15 protein-coding genes are annotated in these 18,325 nt (G+C 69.0%); 2 read left to right on the top strand and 13 right to left on the bottom strand.

All coding sequences use genetic code 11. The features are described from left to right. Positions 1-23: 23 nt before the first annotated feature. From ptsP to HNP73_RS10925, 3 genes are all read right to left on the bottom strand, one after another. A complete protein-coding gene (ptsP, locus tag HNP73_RS10935) occupies positions 24-2,276 on the bottom strand; it encodes a phosphoenolpyruvate--protein phosphotransferase (RefSeq protein WP_184148845.1) in 2,253 nt (750 codons plus the stop codon). A gap of 21 nt (positions 2,277-2,297) precedes the next feature. Further along, the gene (locus HNP73_RS10930) at positions 2,298-3,524 is read right to left on the bottom strand and encodes an aspartate kinase (RefSeq protein WP_184148842.1); all 1,227 of its coding nucleotides are present in this window, start codon (positions 3,522-3,524) and stop codon (positions 2,298-2,300) included. Between the two features lie 95 nt (positions 3,525-3,619). Then, positions 3,620-4,036 carry a DUF1178 family protein gene (locus HNP73_RS10925; RefSeq protein ID WP_184148839.1) on the bottom strand — a complete coding sequence of 139 codons (417 nt, stop codon included), beginning with the start codon at positions 4,034-4,036 and terminating at the stop codon, positions 3,620-3,622. Positions 4,037-4,178: 142 nt separating this feature from the next. Here HNP73_RS10925 and HNP73_RS10920 point away from each other — a divergent pair, with 142 nt between their 5' ends. Beyond that, positions 4,179-5,444 carry an ATP-binding protein gene (locus tag HNP73_RS10920; RefSeq protein WP_184148836.1) on the top strand — a complete coding sequence of 422 codons (1,266 nt, stop codon included), beginning with the start codon at positions 4,179-4,181 and terminating at the stop codon, positions 5,442-5,444. A 22-nt stretch (positions 5,445-5,466) separates the two neighbouring features. Here HNP73_RS10920 and HNP73_RS10915 read toward each other — a convergent pair whose 3' ends face one another. The 4 genes from HNP73_RS10915 to denD all read right to left on the bottom strand — a co-directional run bounded on the left by HNP73_RS10915 (position 5,467) and on the right by denD (position 9,564). Beyond that, positions 5,467-6,372, bottom strand: coding sequence for a lytic transglycosylase domain-containing protein (locus HNP73_RS10915; protein ID WP_184148833.1), 906 nt, complete (start codon positions 6,370-6,372; stop codon positions 5,467-5,469). A 65-nt stretch (positions 6,373-6,437) separates the two neighbouring features. Next, positions 6,438-7,397, bottom strand: a complete 960-nt coding sequence (locus tag HNP73_RS10910) for a FliM/FliN family flagellar motor switch protein (RefSeq protein ID WP_184148831.1) — start codon at positions 7,395-7,397, stop codon at positions 6,438-6,440. Positions 7,398-7,534: 137 nt separating this feature from the next. Further along, the gene (locus tag HNP73_RS10905; protein ID WP_184148829.1) at positions 7,535-8,527 is read right to left on the bottom strand and encodes an MDR family oxidoreductase; all 993 of its coding nucleotides are present in this window, start codon (positions 8,525-8,527) and stop codon (positions 7,535-7,537) included. 53 nt (positions 8,528-8,580) lie between these two features. After that, positions 8,581-9,564 (bottom strand): D-erythronate dehydrogenase, encoded by a 984-nt coding sequence (gene denD, locus HNP73_RS10900; RefSeq protein ID WP_184148827.1) that lies wholly within the window; start codon positions 9,562-9,564, stop codon positions 8,581-8,583. Positions 9,565-9,689: 125 nt separating this feature from the next. Here denD and HNP73_RS10895 point away from each other — a divergent pair, with 125 nt between their 5' ends. Then, on the top strand, positions 9,690-10,901 hold the full coding sequence (locus HNP73_RS10895; protein WP_184148825.1) for an AGE family epimerase/isomerase: 1,212 nt from the start codon (positions 9,690-9,692) through the stop codon (positions 10,899-10,901). On the opposite strand, the gene HNP73_RS10890 is transcribed toward HNP73_RS10895, so the two are convergent. The 6 genes from HNP73_RS10890 to HNP73_RS10865 form a co-directional block, all read right to left on the bottom strand. After that, entirely contained in the window at positions 10,894-11,790 is an 897-nt protein-coding gene (locus HNP73_RS10890; protein ID WP_184148823.1) for a PfkB family carbohydrate kinase, read from the bottom strand. The two genes, HNP73_RS10895 and HNP73_RS10890, sit on opposite strands and share 8 nt — an antisense overlap. A gap of 122 nt (positions 11,791-11,912) precedes the next feature. Then, entirely contained in the window at positions 11,913-12,908 is a 996-nt protein-coding gene (locus tag HNP73_RS10885; RefSeq protein ID WP_184148821.1) for an aldose epimerase family protein, read from the bottom strand. Between the two features lie 66 nt (positions 12,909-12,974). Beyond that, positions 12,975-13,430 carry a GatB/YqeY domain-containing protein gene (locus tag HNP73_RS10880; RefSeq protein ID WP_184148819.1) on the bottom strand — a complete coding sequence of 152 codons (456 nt, stop codon included), beginning with the start codon at positions 13,428-13,430 and terminating at the stop codon, positions 12,975-12,977. Between the two features lie 102 nt (positions 13,431-13,532). Continuing rightward, positions 13,533-15,299, bottom strand: a complete 1,767-nt coding sequence (locus HNP73_RS10875) for an ABC transporter ATP-binding protein/permease (RefSeq protein ID WP_184148817.1) — start codon at positions 15,297-15,299, stop codon at positions 13,533-13,535. A gap of 55 nt (positions 15,300-15,354) precedes the next feature. After that, the gene (locus tag HNP73_RS10870) at positions 15,355-16,077 is read right to left on the bottom strand and encodes a sialate O-acetylesterase (RefSeq protein ID WP_184148814.1); all 723 of its coding nucleotides are present in this window, start codon (positions 16,075-16,077) and stop codon (positions 15,355-15,357) included. 1 nt (position 16,078) lies between these two features. Beyond that, positions 16,079-18,319: a glycoside hydrolase family 3 C-terminal domain-containing protein gene (locus HNP73_RS10865; RefSeq protein WP_184148811.1), complete on the bottom strand. Its 2,241-nt coding sequence runs from the start codon at positions 18,317-18,319 to the stop codon at positions 16,079-16,081. Between the last annotated feature and the right edge of the window lie 6 nt (positions 18,320-18,325).

The raw sequence follows: 18,325 nt of genomic DNA, 5'->3' as shown, positions 1-18,325 counted from the left end.
CCCGGTCGTGCGGGTTTGGGGGATCAGTGGGGAATCCCGGATCTCTGCAACCATGCCTCGAGCGCCGGCCGCACGCTCGGCACGCCCTCGCGGCGGGCCGCGTCGATGGTGGCGCGGGCGCTGACGAGGTCGGACTGACGCAGGAGCGCCTTCACCGGACCGATTGACGCCGGCCGCATGGAGAGGCTGCGCAGACCGATCGCGGCGAGCGCAAGCGCCTCGATCGGCCGCCCGGCGTCCTCGCCGCAGAAGGACAGCGACGTGCCGTGCCTGGAACAGCGGCCGACGATGTGTTCGATGAAATCGAGAAAGCTCGAGGACAGCATGTCGTAGCGTCGGCGAACGAGCTCGTTTTCCCGGTCGGCCGCGAAAAAGAACTGCTTCAGATCGTTGCCGCCGATCGACAGGAAATCCACCTGCTCGAAGAAGGAATCGGGCGCATAGGCAAGGCTCGGGGTCTCAAGCATCGCGCCGACCTTCAGGGAGGCCGGTATCGCGTTGCCGAGCTGGCGCTCGCGCACGAGTTCGCGTTCCATCACCTCCCGTGCGGCATGAAACTCCCGGGCCTCCGCGACGAACGGGAACATGATGCTGAGCGCACGTCCCTTCGCACCACGGATCAACGCCTGGATCTGCATGCGCAGCATCCCGGGACGATCGAGCCCGACGCGGATCGCCCGCCAGCCGAGGGCAGGGTTCGGCTCGTCGGTGCGCTTCATGTAGGGCACGACCTTGTCCGAACCGATGTCGAGGGTGCGGAAGACCACCGGCCGCTCGTGCGCGGCGTCGAGGATCCGCGAGTAGAGCGCCGCGAGCTCGGTCCGTTTCGGCACCGTGGTGCGGATCAGGAACTGGAGCTCGGTGCGGAAGAGGCCGACCCCGGTCGCGCCGCACTTCGGCAGGCTCGGCAGGTCGGCCATCAGCCCGGCATTCATGTAGAGCGAAAGGGTCGTGCCGTCGCGGGTGGTGGCGGGTTTGTCGCGCAGCGCGGCATAGGCGGTCTGCGCCTCGGCCAGCATGTCGACCTTCTCGCGGAAGGCCTTGGCGACGGTCTCCTCCGGACGCAGGTGGACCGCACCCTGATCACCGTCGACGAGGATCTTGTCGCCGGGCATCGCCTCTCGGGTGATGCGCGACGCGTGGATGACGAGCGGGATCGCCAGCGCGCGGGCAACGATCGCGGCATGGCTGCCGACAGAGCCCTCTTCGAGCACGACTCCGCGCAAGCTGCGGCCGTAGTCGAGGAGTTCGCCCGGTCCGATGTTGCGCGCCACGAGGATTGCGTCGTCGGGCAACTCGTGGCCGTTTCTCTGGTCGCCCGAGAGCAGCCGCAGCAGCCGGTTCGACAGGTCGTCGAGATCGTGCAGGCGCTCGCGCAGGTAGGGATCGGACGAGCGGGACATGCGCCCCCGGGTCGCCGACTGTTCCTTTTCGACCGCGACCTCGGCGGCGAGGCCGGTGTCGATCGAGGCCTCCATCCGCCGCACCCAGCCCTTGTCGTAGGCGAACATCCGATAGGCGTTCAGCACGTCGCGGTGGTCGCCGGTCGCGGTGAGGTAGTCGGCCGCGAGCATCTCGTCGACCTCGGCCCGCAGCGCCTCGATCCCGGAGTGAAGCCGCAACCGCTCCCGGTCCGGGTTGTCGCTGATCGGGTCGGAGATGATGATCTGTGGATCGTGCAGCACCACCGTGCCCTCGGCGACGCCTTCCTGTCCCACGAGCCCGCGCACGAAGAACGGCAGGCGGTGCGGCCGCGCGCCCTCCATCGGCCCGGGGCCGACGAAGGCGCCGAGCTCGGCCATCTCGGCGATGACCATCGCGACGACCTCAAGCGCGTAGACCTCGTCGTCGCTGTATTCCCGCGGCTCGCGATTCTGGATGACGAGGACGCCGAGCACCTCGCCGAGCCGCTGGATCGGCACGCCGAGGAAGCTGGAGAAGATCTCCTCGCCGGTCTCCGGCAGGTAGCGGAATCCGCGGGTGCGCGAGGCGTCGCGGGTGTTGATCGGCTCCGCCGTCTCGGCGATGACCCCGACGAGCCCCTGCCCCACCCGCAGCCGCGAGGTGTGGACCGATCCGGGGTTCAGACCCTCGGTCGAGCTGAGCTCCAGAATGTCGTCCCGGCGGAGGTAGACCGAACAGACCTCGGTCGCCAGCCCGTCTGCGACGAGGCGCACGATGCGGTCGAGCCGTTCCTGGCCATCGCCGGATTCAGCCAGCGTGGCGCGCAAACGGGTCAGAAGCACGCGGCTGTCAACCGCCTTCGCGTATGTCATCGTGATCCGGGCCTGCCGAGATCAGCTGATCTTTTCCAGCTCGAATGCATCATGGAGCGCCTGCACCGCGAGTTCCAGATATTTGCGGTCGATGAGCACCGACACCTTGATCTCGGACGTGGTGATGACCTTGATGTTAACGCCGTCGCGGGCCAGCGCCTGGAACATCCGGTGCGCCACGCCGGTCTGGCTGCGCATCCCGATGCCGACGATCGACACCTTCGAGACGTCCTCATCCACGTCGAGCCCGGTGAAATCGAGCGCGCCCGAAGCTTTCGCCGCGTCGATGGCCACCCTCGCGCGCGGAACCTCGTCGACCGGGCAGGAGAAGGTCATGTCGGTGCGACCGTCCGCGCTGATGTTCTGCACGATCATGTCGACGTTGACACCGCCCTCGGCCAGCGCGCCGAACAGCGCGGCGGCGATGCCCGGGCGGTCGGGAACGCCGATCACCGTTACCTTGGCCTCGTCACGGGAATGGGCGATGCCGCTGACCACACGCGATTCCATGATCTCCTCCTCGTCGCAGACGATGGTTCCGGGCACGTCCGAGAAACTCGACAGCACCTGCAGCTTGACCTTGTAGCGCATGGCGAGCTCGACCGAACGGGTCTGCAGCACCTTGGCGCCGAGCGAGGCGAGTTCGAGCATCTCCTCGTAGGCGATCCGCTCAAGCTTGCGCGCCTTGCGGGTGATCCGGGGGTCGGTGGTGTAGACCCCATCGACGTCGGTGTAGATGTCGCACCGCTCCGCCCCGAGGGCCGCGGCGAAGGCAACCGCCGACGTATCCGAACCGCCACGACCGAGCGTGGTGATGCGCCCCTCCGGGCTCAGGCCCTGGAAGCCCGCGATCACCGCGTGGAGCCCCTCGCCGAACTTCTTCTCGAGCGCCTCGGTGTCGATCGAGACGATGCGCGCCGAGCCGTGGCTCGCGTTGGTGCGCAGCGGCACCTGCCAGCCCTGCCAGCTTCGCGCCGGCACGCCCATTTCCTGCAAGGTGAGCGCCATCAGCCCGGCGGTGACGTTCTCACCGGAGGAGACCACGGCATCATACTCGCGCGCATCGTAGAGCAGCGACGTCTGGCGGACCCAGCCAACGAGCTCGTTGGTCTTGCCCGCCATCGCCGAAACCACCACCGCGACATCGAAGCCGCGGTCGACCTCGCGTTTCACCCGAGTCGCCGCGTTGCGGATACGGTCGAGGTCGGCGACGGACGTGCCGCCGAATTTCATCACAAGGCGAGGCATCTTGAGGGGCTTCCGGTCGCTTGACCGCGCCTCATTAACGATGCCTCCGCGAGGCCGCAAGGCAAACGTCGATTGCTCCCCTGCGTGTGGCCGGCTCAGCTGGTGCGACGAGAGGACCAGGGAAGCGGTGCCACGGCGATGCCGTCGTCGAGCAGCGCCTTCGCCTCCGCCGGACGGGCCTCACCGATGATCGGACGCGCCGGCGCGTCGCCGTCGTGGATACGCCGCGCCTCGCGCGCGAATTCACGGCCGACATCTTCGGACTCCGCCTCGATCTTCCGGCGAAGCTCGGTAAGGGCCTGTTCCGCCGGAGACGCGGGCGTGGAAAGCGGGCGCTCCGTCGCCGCCGCCGTCGCGACCGAGGGCGCCATCAGTTCCTTCACCACGGCCGAGCTGCCGCAGACCGCGCACGCGACGAGACCGCCGGCCTGCAGCCGGTCGAAATCCGCACTGGAGCCGAACCAGGATTCGAAGCTGTGTGCGTTCTCGCAGCGCAGTGCGTAGCGGATCATCGGACGCTCTCCTTCGTATCCTGAAATATGACATCCAGAGGCAGATACAATCTCCCTGTCGGGGTTCTTAACCGCGGATGGCTCTGGTATGCCTGCGACGCAACGAGCCGGATGGACGTACGTGCCGAGGTGGTTACTTCCTGTGTTCGCGCTCGGCGTGGGCGCCCTCTCGGCCCTTGCCGCCACAGGGGCCCTGACCCCCCTCTCGGCTTTCGCAATCGGGGCCGCGGCGGCGGCGGCGGCGCTTGCGGCCGCGACCACGCGGGAACCCGCCGAGGAAACGGTCCGAAAATCACCTGTGCTGCCCGAGCCCGCCCCGGTGATGGCCCCGGGCGCCGGCCAGACCTTGCTGGCGCGACTTCCGACGCCGCTCATTCTCGTGGCCGCCAGCGGAAGGGTTCAATACGCCAATCCGTCCGCGCACCAGGCCCTGCCGCGCCTGCAGATCGGCAGCCACGTGGCCCATCTGATTCGCGCGCCTGCCTTTGTCGAGGCGCTGTCCGCGACGCTCTCGGATGGTGCGGAGCGATCGGTGAGCTTCTCGCTCCACGACAAGAACGAGCGATTCATCGAGGCGCGGATCGCCCTGCTTCCCTCGGGCGGCGCCTTCGGCACCGAGCCGCTCGCCCTCGTGCAGATCAACGACCGCACCGAAGCCCGGCGCACCGAGCAGATGCGGTCCGACTTCATCGCGAACGCGAGCCACGAGCTGAGGACGCCCCTCGCTTCGGTGATCGGCTACATCGAAACCCTGCAGAATCACGCCCGTGACGACCCGGAGGCGCGGGAACGCTTCCTCGGGATCATGGCGCGCGAGGCCGGCCGGATGCAGCGGCTGGTCGATGATCTCATGTCGCTCGGGCGTATCGAGATGACCGAGCATCTCCGTCCGAGCGAGGTCCGCTCGCTCGAGGACATCGCCGCCGAGACCGCCGCCGCGCTGATGCCGATGGCGGTCCGGGGCCAGATCGACCTGCAGGTGGCGCTCGAGGCCGGCGGCAGCCCGGTGATCTGCGATCCTGACCAGCTGACGCAGGTCTTCACCAACCTGATTGACAACGCGATGAAGTACGGCGGCGCCGGCGGCACCGTCCGCGTCGAACGCGCGAGGCCCGGCAAGGCCAACCCCGGACGCTTCGGCATTGCGATCACCGACAGCGGGCCGGGGATCGAACGTGAGCATATTCCGCGACTTACCGAACGTTTCTACCGTGTCAGCGTTACATCGAGCCGGAACAAGGGCGGCACCGGTCTTGGCCTCGCCATCGTCAAGCACATCCTGAACCGCCACGAAGGGCGGCTTGAGATCACCTCGAGTCAGGGCAAGGGCAGCACCTTCACCGTCTGGCTGCCGAGCGCGGAGGGAAAGAAGCTGCGGCGGGCGGCGGCCGCTCACGCGATGCCCTGACGACGACCCGCGGCGCGCCGGATCAGTTCCGCAGGACCATGCAGTCGCCACCCGCCCGCAGCAGCCGGTCGCAGAACGCCTTCGCCTCGTCCCGGGTCTTTCGGCCGACCTGCGCATAGTGGAGCAGGCGCGACATTCCCGGCCGCCATCCGCTGGTGTAGGCCACCGCCTCGGGCCCGAGCACCGCGCCGAAACGGTTCCTGAGCCGCCCCACCTGCCGCTCGGCGCCCGAAAGCTCCCGGTTCGTCGCGATGACGACGCCCCACGGCAGGACCGGGCGCGCCCGCGTCGTCGTCTTGCCCCTCGTCGCCGTGAGCGCGAGGCAAGCCGGCTGGAAGCTCTCGCCCTCCAGCGCCAGATCGACCGCCGCGGGAGGCGAGTCGCGCCAGACCTCCACCGAATACCCGGTGATCGCCTGCACGTAGGCACGGGTCTCGGCAGGCAGGTCGGCCTTTGCCGCAAGGAACCGATCGAGCCGTGCCTCGCCGCCGTTGTAGGCTGCAGCCGCGAGGCCGAGGTTGCCGTAGTCGTCGGCGAGCTCGGAGAGATAGGCGGCGGACGCGCGAAGGGCCGCCTCTGGCTCGAAGGCGTCCGCGAGCCCGCGGAGTTTCGCGGTATCCGGCATGAACTGCGCGATCCCCTGCGCCCCGGCCGGGCTGACCGCGCCGGGGAGGAACAGGCTTTCCTTCCAGAGCAGGCGCGCGAAGAACCCGGCGTCGAGCGCGCTCTCCCGCGCGGCCGCCTCGATCGTGCGGCAGAGGCTTGCCGCATCGCCGGAGCCGGCAGGGACGGACGCGGCGTCGGCGACAAGGATCGGCCGGGGCATGGGCGACGGCCCCGTGACACCAGCGTCCACGGTCACCGCCCGACCCGGGCCCGCCAGCAACCCGAGACCGGCCGAGACGAAAAGGATGAGGAGCCACCGCATGCGGCGGAGACTAGCCCCGCGCCGCGACCGGCGCCATCCGGCGGCGCGGCAATCTTTTCACTTGCTTAACTGCGGCGCAGCGCCCGACGCACGTGCTCGCCAACGCGGGGATCGAGCGCGCCGTCGAGCTTCACGACCTTCGCACCGCGATAGGCGCCAAGCCGGCCGGTCGCAAGCTGGGCGCATTTGCCGCCGCGCTGGTCGAGGAGGAGCCGGACCTCGCTCACCGCCCCGGGCGGCACCTCGATGACGTCACCGACCTTCAGTGCGAGGGCGGCATTGACGGACATGCGCTGCGTGTGCAGCACCGCGTCGAGCACCACCGGGGCGAGGATGGCCGCCCGGCCCATCTGTACGCGCCAGAGATCGGTCGCTTCGTCTGGCGGCAGCGCGTCGGCCTTGGTCTGCATCGCCGCGCAGACCACGTCGAGCATCCCGAGCGGCAGCATCAGGTTCAGGACACCGGAGCGCGCCGCCGAGCCGATGTCGAGCGCCACGCTGTAGACGAGCAGATCGACGTGCGGCGCGGCGAGGCGCACCTGACCGACGTCCTGCATCTGACCGGCGATCTGGAAGCCCGCCTGGAGCGGCCGCCCGAAAGCCGCGGCGAGTGCATCGCCGATCGCAGCGAGCGCCGCCGTCTGGGCGAGCCCGCAGAGCGCCATGTCGATCGCCGTGAAGGTTCGCGCGAGCGGCATCGGCGCGACCGACGCATCACCGCCCAGCATGAGATCGACGAGATGATAGGCAAGATCGCTGTCGAGCATCAGGAGCCCCTGGCCCTTGGTGCCCTCCATGCCCACGAGGCAGAGCATCGCCGGCACGGGGACGCCCTGAAGCGCCTCGGCGACCTTGACCGTGCGCCCGTCGATCAGCACCGCGCCCACCGGCGCCTTCAGAAGCGGCCGGAACGCCCGTTCGATCTGCCGGGCGAACGCCTGACCGACGAATTCGCTGTCGGGAAGCGGCGAGCGCGCGATCCCCCGCTGCTTGAGCTTCTGCGCGAGAACACCGCCTGAAGCCATGAAAGTCACCGCCCGTCTGCCTGCCGCCGCCTGTCGCGGCCTTCGGTTCTCTATCGGCAACCTTGATGAACGAGACCTTAACCGGCGCGCGCGCCGACTGCGGTCAAGCGGTATCGGCGGTCAGGCGGTATCGGCGGTCAGGCGGCGACGTCGACGAGGATGCGGCCGCGCACCCCGCCGCGCAGGATCTCGGCGCCGAGGGCCGGCACCTCGGCGAGGCCGACGCGACGGGTCATGGCGTCGAGCTTCTCCATGTCGAGATCCTGCACGATGCGCTCCCAGGCCCGCTGGCGTGCATCGAAAGGCTTCAGCACGCTGTCGATGCCGATGAGCCTGATGCCGCGCAGGAGCAGCGGGATGACACTGAGCGGCACGTCAAGGCCGCCGGCGTTGCCGAGGCAGGCGACCGAGGCGCCGTATTTGAGCTGCTTCGTCACCCGCGACAGCATCGCGCCGCCAACGCAGTCGACCGCGCCCGCCCAGCTCTCCGACTCGAGGGGGCGTGCGATCGGCTCGGCGATCTCGTCCCGCGGCAGGATGCGCGTCGCGCCAAGCTCGGTGAGATAGGCGGCGGTCTCCGGCCGGCCGGTCACTGCCACCACGTCGTACCCCGCGGTCGCCAGCAGCGCCACGGCGACCGAGCCGACACCGCCGGCCGCGCCGGTCACCAGAACCGGCCCCTGCCCCGGCCGGAGGCCCTGTTCTTCGAGCGCCATCACCGCGAGCATCGCCGTCAGCCCGGCGGTGCCGATCGCCATGGAGCGCGCGAGCGTCAACCCCTCGGGCAGCGGCACCAGCCAGTCGGCCTTGACCCGGGCCTTCTGGGCGTAGCCGCCCCAGTGCGCTTCGCCGACCCGCCAGCCGGTCAGGACCACCGCATCCCCGGGCTGGTACCTCGGATCGGACGATGCCTCGACCCGCCCGGCGAAGTCCACGCCGGGCACGTGCGGATACTTCCGCACCAGCCCGGCGCCCGGGCCGAGGCAGAGGCCGTCCTTGTAATTGAGGGTCGAGTATTCGACGGCGACGGTGACCTCGCCCTCGGGGAGATCTTCGAGTCCGATCTCGCGCACCGCCGCGTGGGTCCGTCCGTCGGCGTCCTTGTCGACCACGATCGCCCTGAAACCCATGTCCATCTCCCCCGAATGCCCTCGCCCGAATCTCGGGCGAGGGCGGGAGGATGTCAACGCGGGCCGATCCGGCCGCCAAGCTCGTCCGCGACGTGCACGGCGATGATTTCGTCGAACGAGCTTTCCGCCCTGAAGCCGAGCGCCGTGGCGCGCGCCGCGTCGAAGCGCGTCGGCCAGCCGGCGACGATGCTGCGGATCGTCGCGTCCGGCTCGCGGCGGATGAGCGCGACCGCGTCGTCGCCGGCCGCCCGGCGCAGCGCCTCGATCTGTTCGCCGACCGTGGCCGAAAGGCCCGGCATGGTGAGGCTGCGCCGCGCGCCGAGCGGGGCGGTGTCGAGCGTCATGGCATGGCGCAGGAACCCGATGGCGGCACGCGGGCTCGCGTGCCAGTGGCGCACGGAGTCATCCACCGGCAACACCGCCTCCTGTCCGACCAGCGGCTCGCGCAGGATGCCGGAGAAGAACCCCGACGCCGCCTTGTTGGGCTTGCCCGGGCGGATGTTGATCGTCGGCAGGCGGATGCCGATGCCGTCGAGAAAGCCCCGGCGGGAATAGTCCGCGAGCATCAGTTCCCCCATGGCCTTCTGGGTGCCGTAGCTCGTGAGCGGGGTCAGGTGATAGTCGTCCGGGATGGCGTCCGGGAACGGCGCGCCGAAGACCGCGATCGACGAGGTGAAGACGACGCGCGGGCAGTAGCCGTCGAGCGCGCGGATCGCGTCGAAGAGGTTGCGCGTGCCGTCGAAGTTGACGGCGTATCCCTTCTCGAGATCAGCCTCGGCCTCGCCGGAAACGATCGCTGCGAGATGGAAGATGACGTCCGGCCGGTCGGCGAGCACGGACGTGACTGCGGCGACATCGCGCAAGTCGAGAACGCCCGTTTCCGTCGCGATGTCCGTGGCGGCGAGCTCGGCCGGCACGCTCGGTACGACGACGTCGACGAGCCGGATGCTGTCGACATCGGCTGCGCGATCCGTGCCGAACGAGCGCGCGAGCTTCGTGCCGACCATACCGGCGGCGCCGATCACCAGAACCTTCATCTTGTTCCTCCCAAAGGTTTTCCCCTCGCTAGCACGCGCCCGAGCGGCGGAGCAACCAACCCCTCGACGCGCGCCGCGCTTCGGGACATGGTCCAGCCCGGACGCCGCTTTTCGAAGGACCCCCCATGAGTTCGCTCATCTGGACGACCCTGCCCTACCACCGCCTCTGGCTCCTCGATCAGACGAACGCGCTCTTCGAATTCTTCGAGCCCTGCAGCATCGATCCGAAGGGTGGCTTCTTCACACTCGACGATCGCGGTCGACCGCTCGACAGCGACCAGCGGCAGCTCCACACCGTGACGCGGCTCGTCCACTGCTTTGCCATTGCCCGCCTGCTCGGCCGGCCGGGCGCGGAGCGGTTCATCGATCACGGTATGAGCTATCTCTGGTCGGCCCACCGGGACGACGCCCGCGGCGGCTATCGCTGGGATGCGACCGAGGGCGGCGACGCATCGAAGCAGGCTTACGGCCACGCCTTCGTGCTTCTCGCTGCGTCCTCGGCGAAGGTCGCGGGCCACCCGGACGCCGACCGGCTGCTCGCCGACGTCTCGGAGGTGATCCGTCAGCGGTTCTGGGAGGAAACCCACGGAGCCGTCGCCGAGGAGTTTGCCGCCGACTGGAGCCCGGTGAGCGGCTATCGCGGCCAGAACTCCAACATGCACATGACCGAGGCGCTGATGGCGGCCTTCGAGGCCACCCGGGACGCGGAATATCTCGCCATGGCCGAGCGCATCGCCACCCGCGTCATCGCCATGACCGCAGCCGAGAACGGATGGCGGGTGCTTGAACACTTCGACACCGACTGGCGCCCGGACCCCGACTACTCGAACGGCGACGTCTTCCGGCCCTATGGCACCACGCCCGGTCACTCGCTCGAATGGACCCGCCTCCTGCTCCAGCTCTGGCAGCTCGGCGAGGAGCGGCTCGACTGGCTGCCGGACGCGGCCGAGGCGCTGTTCCTGCGGGCGACGACGGACGCCTGGGATCCGCGCGGGGGCTTTGTCTACACCCTCGACTGGACCGGGGCGCCGCGCCTGAAGAACCGGCTCTGGTGGCCCGCGGCCGAGGGGATCGGCGCGAGCGCGTTCCTGAACGCACTCCGCCCGTCGGCGGACTATGAGATCTGGTATCGGCGGATCTGGGATTTCGTCGCCACCGAGCTCATCGACCGGGCGAGCGGCGGCTGGTATCCCCAGCCGTACAACGACGGCACCAATCCGCTGTTTGCCGGCAAGCCCGATCTCTACCACGCGCTGCAGGCGTGCCTGATCCCGCTGGTGCCTGCGACCGGCTCGATCACGCACGGCCTCATCACCCGCGGGCTCGCGCTCAGCTGACGAGAAGCGCCTCGACCTCGGCCCGCTCCGGCGCGCCGAGGCGGCCACCGAAGTGGCGACATTTCAGCGACGCCGCGACATTGGCGAATGCAAGCGCCGTCACCTCGCCCTTGCCCTCTGCGAGGGCCAGCGCAAAGGCGCCGTGGAAGACATCGCCGGCGGCGAGGGTGTCGACCGCTTCGATCGCCGGCGGTCGGAGCTGGCGCACCTCGTCCCCCGCCAGCCAGTAGCAGCCCTCCGCGCCCGCCGTCACCGCGACGAAACCGGGAAGCCGCGCCCCGAGTGCGCGCAGCGCTTCATCGATCGAGGCACCGCCGACGCAGAGCAGCGCCGCTGGCTCGGAAAAGATCGCATGGCTTGCCCGCGCGGCGAGATCGAGAACCACGTCCGGAGGCCCCACGTCGCCGTCAAGCACCGCCGGCTTCCCCGCCAATCGGGCGGCGTCGAGCACGGCTGCCGCGCCTTCGGGCCAGCGAACATCCACGAGCGCCGCATCCGCCGCCGCCACCGCGTCGAGCGGGATCCAGTCGGTGTCGCTCCCGAGTGCGGGACTGTACCAGGGCACGACCACCCTTTCGCCCTCGGCATCGATCAGCACCGCGGACACCGGCGACGACACCCCGAGGACGGAGCGCACCATCGTGCAGTCGACACCAGCCTCGCCGATCTCCTGCAGAAAGCACCGGCCGCGGTGATCGTCGCCGATCCTCGCGATCAGCCGCGCGCGTCCGCCGAGGCGCGCCACCGCGGTCGCGGCGCTCGTTGCCATGCCATGAGCGACCTCGAGCATGGCTTTCGGCAGGATTTTTCCCGGTCCGAGCGGCAACCTCTCGACCTGATAAAGCACGTCGCAAGTCGCCGACCCGCAGCAGACCACCGTTGCGCCCATGACCGTCCTCCAATGCCCCGAGGCAAAAAACCCGACACGTGCCCGTCCGGCTTCGGCCGCCTCCGCTGGGAGGCATGGCCTTATTTGTTGCATTTTAGCACTTTTAGACCCGGGCGTAGGTCCTACTCTTGGCCAATCTCCACCACGAGCCGCTGGAAGTACGGTGCATGCGGCGCCGAGAGGATTCCCGGCCACTCCGGCTGGTGCAGGGTGTCGGGGAAATGCTGCGCCTCGAGACAGATCCCGGCGTATGGACCGTAGACCTGACCGTCGAGGCCGGTGCCCTCGATCGTCATGTTGAACGTGTCGAAGACCTGCAAGCCCGGCTCGTCGCTCCAGAGTTCGAGCTTCCTTCCGGTCCGCGGGCAGAGCATCCGCACCGCCGGCCGCTTGCGGTCCCGGTCAGCGCGAAACACCAGATTGTGGTCGAGCTTGCGGTCGCCGACCTCATGCTCCTCGGTGAAATCAAGCGGTGTCCCTTCGACTTCGCGGATCTCGCCCGTCGGGATCTGCTCCGCATCGACCGGCGTGTAGCGGTCCGCGTCGATCCGGAGCACATGGTCCTTCACCGTCCCGGCGCCGCCGAGGTTGTAATAGTTGTGGTTCGCGAGACTGATCGGCGTCGGGCGGTCCGGCAGCCCGGTCATCTCGCAGATGAGCCGCGGCCCGTCGAGCTTCAGGCTGACGCGGAATTCCACCGCGCCGGGATAGCCCTCTTCACCGTCCGGGCTCGCATAGGCGAGATAGACCGTGTTCGAGGCGCTCTCGACCTCCATGTCCCAAATCCGGCGCCCGAGCCCGATACTGCCGCCATGCAGGTGGTTGCGCCCGTCATTGGCGGTCAGCTCGTACCTTTGTCCGCCAAGCTCGAAGGTGGCACCGGCCGTGCGGTTCGCCACCCGTCCGACGACTGCCCCGTGCGACTTCGCGCGGTGGAGATAGCCCTCAAGCGTGGGGAAGCCGAGGATCATCGGCAGGCTGCCCCGCTCGCCATCGACACGCCAGTCCCGCATGGTGGCGCCGAAGCTCAGGACCGAAATCGCGGCCTCGCTGCTCTCGAGGACCACCTCGTCCACGCCGCGACCGTCTTCGGTGCGGCCGAATTGTCGCTTCTTCATGCCTCGCCCCCCGCGGTCATGCGCTCCGGCCTTGTCGCACACCGACCGAAGGCGGCGCCAGCCGCTCTATCGAAACGCTGACTTCACCGCGGCGCCAGCCACACCGAAGTCCATCTTGCCAGCGTAGCGGGTTTTCAGGAGCCCCATGACCTTGCCCATGTCACGTACCGATGACGCACCGGTCTCGGCGATCACCGCACCGACCGCCGCCTCGATCTCGGCCCCGCTCATCTGCCTCGGCAGGTAGGCGCGGATCACGTCGGTCTCGGCGACCTCCTGCTCCGCGAGATCGAGCCGGCCGGCTTCCTCGTAGATGCGGGCGCTCTCCTGCCGCTGCTTGATCATCTTGCCGAGGATCGCGAGGATCTCGGTGTCCGGCACGCCGTCCGTCGTGTCCTCGCTCCGCGCGGCGATGTCGCGGTCCTTGACCGCCGCGAGGATCAGCCGGAGCGTCGAGACACGGGTCGACTCCTGGGCCTTGATTGCCTCCTTGAGGTCGTTTGACAGTCTCTCGCGGATCATTCCGGCGGCTCCCAGCTTCAGCAGAGGGCGTGTATAGTCCCTTGCCACTTAAGTCACAAGAGTGTCACCCGACCGCAAACCCTTGATCTCACAGTGGATGCCTCAGCGACTTTCGTTCATCTGCGCGGCACATGCGGTGACCACGCGGTCACCTGGGTCACTGGAGACGAGCTCGACGACGCGAGTATAGAAGCCAGTCGGCTCGCGACGCTGCGAGATGTTGACGATCGTGGTTTCCGCCAGTTCCTGCGACAGGATCGACAGGATCAGGGCACGGTTCGGATCGTCGGTCGGATCGAGGCCCTCATCCGAGACGAGCCATCTCGGCTTCGCGAGGATGAGCCGGGCATAGCCGAGGCGCTCCTGATCGGAGGTCGCAAGCTCCAGATCCCAACGCCCGGCCCGGTCGAGGGCGTCGGCGAGCCGGTCGAGCCCGACCCGCGCCAGCGCGGCGCGGAGACCCTCGTCATCCGTTGCGCCGGAGCCCGCTCCCGCCAGCGCCTCGCGCAGCGTGCCCGCCGGCAGGAAGGGACGCTGGGTGAGGTAGGCAATTTCCGCATCCGGCGGAATGGCAATCCGGCCCGAGCCGTGGGCCCAGAGCCCGGCGATTGCCAGAAAGAACGAGGTCCGCCCCGATCCGGGCTGGCCGAGAAGAAGCACCCGCTCGCCGGGACTGACCTCGACCAGTTCGTCCGAGAGCGCCACCGTGCCGTGTCGGGTGCAGACATTGACCCCGTCGAGCACGAGTCGATCGTTGGCACTCTCCTCGCGCGCGATGACGCCATCCACGGTTTCGACGGCGTCGAGCCCGAGCAGCGCCTCGCGGAACGACATGACCCGGAAGAGCGTCGCCCGCCAGTCGGCAATGGTGCCGGTGTTGTCCACGAACCAGCGCAGGGATGACTGCACCTGGTTGAAGGCGCCGACCACCATCATCAGCTCACCGAACGTCAGCCGGCCCGCGAAGTAGCCCGGCGCCGCGACGATGATCGGAAAGACCAGCCCCACCCAGCCATAGCTCGCCGTCACCCAGGTGAGGCGCGCCCGCGCGAAGGCGATCTGTCGCAGCACGGCGACGAGGGACTCGAGGCTCGCGACCAGCACGCGGCGACTGCCGGCTTCGCCGTTGCTGAGCGCGATGCCCTCGGCGCGCTGCGATGCCTGCACCACCGCGGCCCGGAACTCCGCCTCGCGCGCATAGCGATCCGTGCCGAGACGAACCAGCGGCCGGCCGATGCGCCAGGAGATGAACGAGCCGGAAGCGGCATAGAGCAGCGCCGCCCAGACCATGTATCCGGGAATCGCCAGATCGCGATCGCCGATCGGGATCACCACGTCCTTCGACAATATCCAGAGCACGCCGACGAAACTCACGAGCAGGATGGTCGATTGCAGCAGGCCGATGCCGAGGTCGGTTGTGTATTCCGTCAGGGTCTGGGCATCGGACTGGATGCGCTGGTCGGGATTGACGCCGATCTCACCGGCGCGGGTGATGCGCGTGGCCCGCCTCTCGGTCATCCAGTTGCCGATGAGATCGCGGGTGGCGAGATCACGCAGCCGGACGCGGATGAGCTGGTTCGCGGCGGTCTGCGCCACGTTCAGCACCAGAAGGCCGGCGGCGAGCAGGAAGAAGACCCCGAGCTGGTGCAGGAACTCATTCCAGTTCCGCCGCTCGATCGCATCGTAGAACGGCTGGTTCCAGGCGTTGAGCTTCACCTGCATCACGGCGGTCAGCACGATGACGATGAAGAGTCCGGCGGCGAGAAAGAGGAGAGCCGTCCGTCCGGGCGTGTTGTAGATCTCGCGCGCCAGACTGCGCAGCCGCTTCGTCGGGCCGGGAAGCCGGGAGTGCTCGGTGAGACTTGCCATCCCTTCACATGCCATGAAGCTTCCCCGGAGGCCAATCGGGGAAGCAGGCGCGGGGCTATACTCCGGCTGCTGGCACGCGATTCGCCTCGGCGGCAGCCAGACCAGCCGCGTAGCGGCGACCGAGGGCAAGCAATCCGGCAGTGGTATAGTGCAGGCCGTCATCTTCCGCGAGCGTTGGCTCCCGGCTCGAGACCACTGCGGTCCACGGCCAGCGCGCCGCCGCGAATCGCACCTCGTCGCGGATCGCCGCCCGCACCGGGTCCTCCCCCACGAAGGCTGGTGGAAGCTCCCCGAAGACGATGGGCAGATCGGCGCCGAGATCCGCACGGATCGCCCGGATGAACCGGTCGATGGCGCGGTGAAAGGTCGTCGCCAGCATCTGGTTCGAGGCGTCGGTCTCGAACCCCTGAAAGAGCAGCGCGCGCAGGCGCCAGTCGGGATGCTCGGCGAGGGTCGCGCGCGTCAGCTCGACGAGGTTGTCATAGAGGTCGTCGCCCGGATTCCAGCGGTGGTTCCAGAAGCTGGTCCCGCCGACCGCGCCCGGGACGAAGACGATGCTGTCACCCGGGTGACTGGCGAGGAAGTCGGTCGCAAAGCACTTGGCGATCAGGAACGGCCCGCCGTTGCCCTCGGGCGTGGCGATCTCGGCCGTGGGAGAGACGAGTTCGCCCGACTGGGTGACGAAGCGCACCCCCGCGGGCCAGGGCGCCGAGCCGTCGGCGTCGGCCCGGCTCACCATGTTGCTCTGGCCGGCGAGCGGAAAGACCCAGGTCGTCATCTCACGGCTCCAGTATGAACGGCAGCACGCAGGGCGCGTCGCCGAAGCGCTCGATCGCGTCGAGCGCCTGACCCTCGTTCTGCACGATGAAGAGGCGGTCCGGGTTGGCCGCCGGGTCGAGGTCGGGCCAGACCTTGCGGCCCGCCTGCCAGTCACGCCCGTATTTCGCCAGCATCTCCGGCGTGACGGTGAAGCTCACCTGCGCCGACTCGCCCGGCGCAAGGTGGATCTGCCGGTGGCCGAGGCGCTCCAGCAGGCGCGGTACCCGCTCCTCGCAGACCATGTCCTGATGGTAGAGGTGGATCGTCTCGGTCCCCGGCCGTGCGCCGGTGTTCGTCACCCGCACGCTGGCGGTCAGGACCGTGCCCTCCGCCACCGACAGCCGCCCGGCGTCGAGCGTCCAGTCCGAGAGCGCGAAGCGGGTATAGGAGTAGCCCTCGCCGAAGGTGTAATTCGCCGGCCAGCGCGCCCCGAGGCCCAGATAGTAGGCGCACCAGTGGTGACGCTGCCGGCGCAAAGCCGAGCCCGGCACCACCGGCACCGCCGGGCGGTCGGTGCGCGCCACGCGCGTGTCGAAGCCGGAGTTGATGCCGTCGGCCATGGGAAGCCCGTGCGAAAGCCTGCCGGTGGGATCGGCCACGCCGGCGAGGATGTCGGCGATCGCGTCGCCGGCGAAGGTGCCGGTCTGCGCGGTCCAGAACAGCGCATCCGCCGCCGCCTCGATCTCGCCCGGGATGTGCAGGGCGCGCCCGGCGGTCACGAAGACCACGAGCTTCGCGTCCGGGTTCGCCGCGCGGACCGCGTCCACCAGCCGGCGCTGCACATACGGCAGACGCGGATCGGCGAGGGCGGCGGACTCGCCGCTCCACTGCCAGCGCTCCCCGAGGAAGAGGACGACGTGGCTCGCGCCCCGCGCCAGCTCCGCCGCGGCCGGGATCTCGTCCTCCGCCCCGTCGTAGTCGCAGCCACGCGCGTAGGTCGCGTCCGGCCAGTACCGCCGGAGGCCATCAAGCGGGGTTCGCACGATCTCCAGATGACGGTTGCCGTGACTCGAATAGGCGCCGAGCCAGTCCTCCGGGTTCTGCTCGGCGAGTGGCCCGAGCACGCAGACCCTTGCATCGGCCGGGATCGGCAGGATCGCGGGGTCGGGCTCCTTCGGGCGCAGCATGACGACGGACGCGCGGGCAAGCGCGCGCGAGGCCGGCGCCGGGCGATCGAGCAGGCGCGCCTCGCGGTCAGGCTCGGTGCCGAGCATGGGGTTGTCGAGAACGCCGATGCGGTCCTTCAGCTCAAGCATCTCCGCGGCCCGGACCATGAGGTCTTCCTCGCTCACCCGGCCTTCCTCGACGAGGGCGGGCAGGTGTTCGAGGAAGAGCAGCGAGCAGAGATCGATGTGGACCCCGCCATCGCGGAAGCCCCGCAACGCGGCTTCCTTCGGGCTCGCGGCATAGCCGAAGCCGCCATAGAGCTCGTAGATCCCGTCGTAGTCGGACTCGATGATCGCCCCCGGCCCGGCGCGCTCCTTGGTGATGTCGCGCAGGAACGGATCGGCGTGGGCCGGCACGCCGTTCAGCGCGACGAAGCTCATCATCACGCCGTGCGCACCCGCCTCGAAGCCGCCGTCGTAGCGCCTGAGGACGGTCTCGAGGAACTCGACGCATTCGATCGGCAACGCCGTGTAGTCCGGCCCGTCGGTGTACTGGTAGGGCCCGAGGTGCTTCAGGATCACCGCCACCCGTCCGGTGCCCGAAAGCCCTTCGGTGCTCGCCCGTGTCACATCACTCATGAAGACCGGGTCGGAGACGATGCCGCCTTCCTGCGTGCGCCCCTGCTTCTGGGAGAAGGCGTAGTCGCAGGTGATCCGGATCAGCGTCACCCCGGCGAGGCGCGCGTCCTCTGCCGCCTCCTCATGCGCCCGCCGCACCGTCTCCATGTCGAAGCAGTAGAGCGGGAACGGCGCGATCTGATAGAAGCCGCGCCGGCCGTCGTCCTTGACGAGCAGCGGCGGGTGGCCGTGGGCGATCGCGGCTTCCTGAAGTTCCTTCAGCCGGTCGCCGACGAGCCCGGTGCCGCCGATGTCGCCGCGCGCGACCGCGAGGGCGATATCCTCCCCGGTGAGCTGCTGATAGCGGCCGGCGTCGATCGACGTGAGCTGGCCCGCGAGCTGACGCAACGTCATGCCGCAGGCGATGGTCCAGGCACGTTCTCCGACGTGTGCTGGTCGCGCAAGGCGTTTCCTCATTGCAAC

Source organism: Amaricoccus macauensis (assembly GCF_014201905.1).
GTDB classification, from domain to species: Bacteria; Pseudomonadota; Alphaproteobacteria; order Rhodobacterales; family Rhodobacteraceae; genus Amaricoccus; species Amaricoccus macauensis.
Note: the sequence above shows the minus strand (reverse complement) of the source record. Positions and strands in the feature narration are given on the sequence as shown.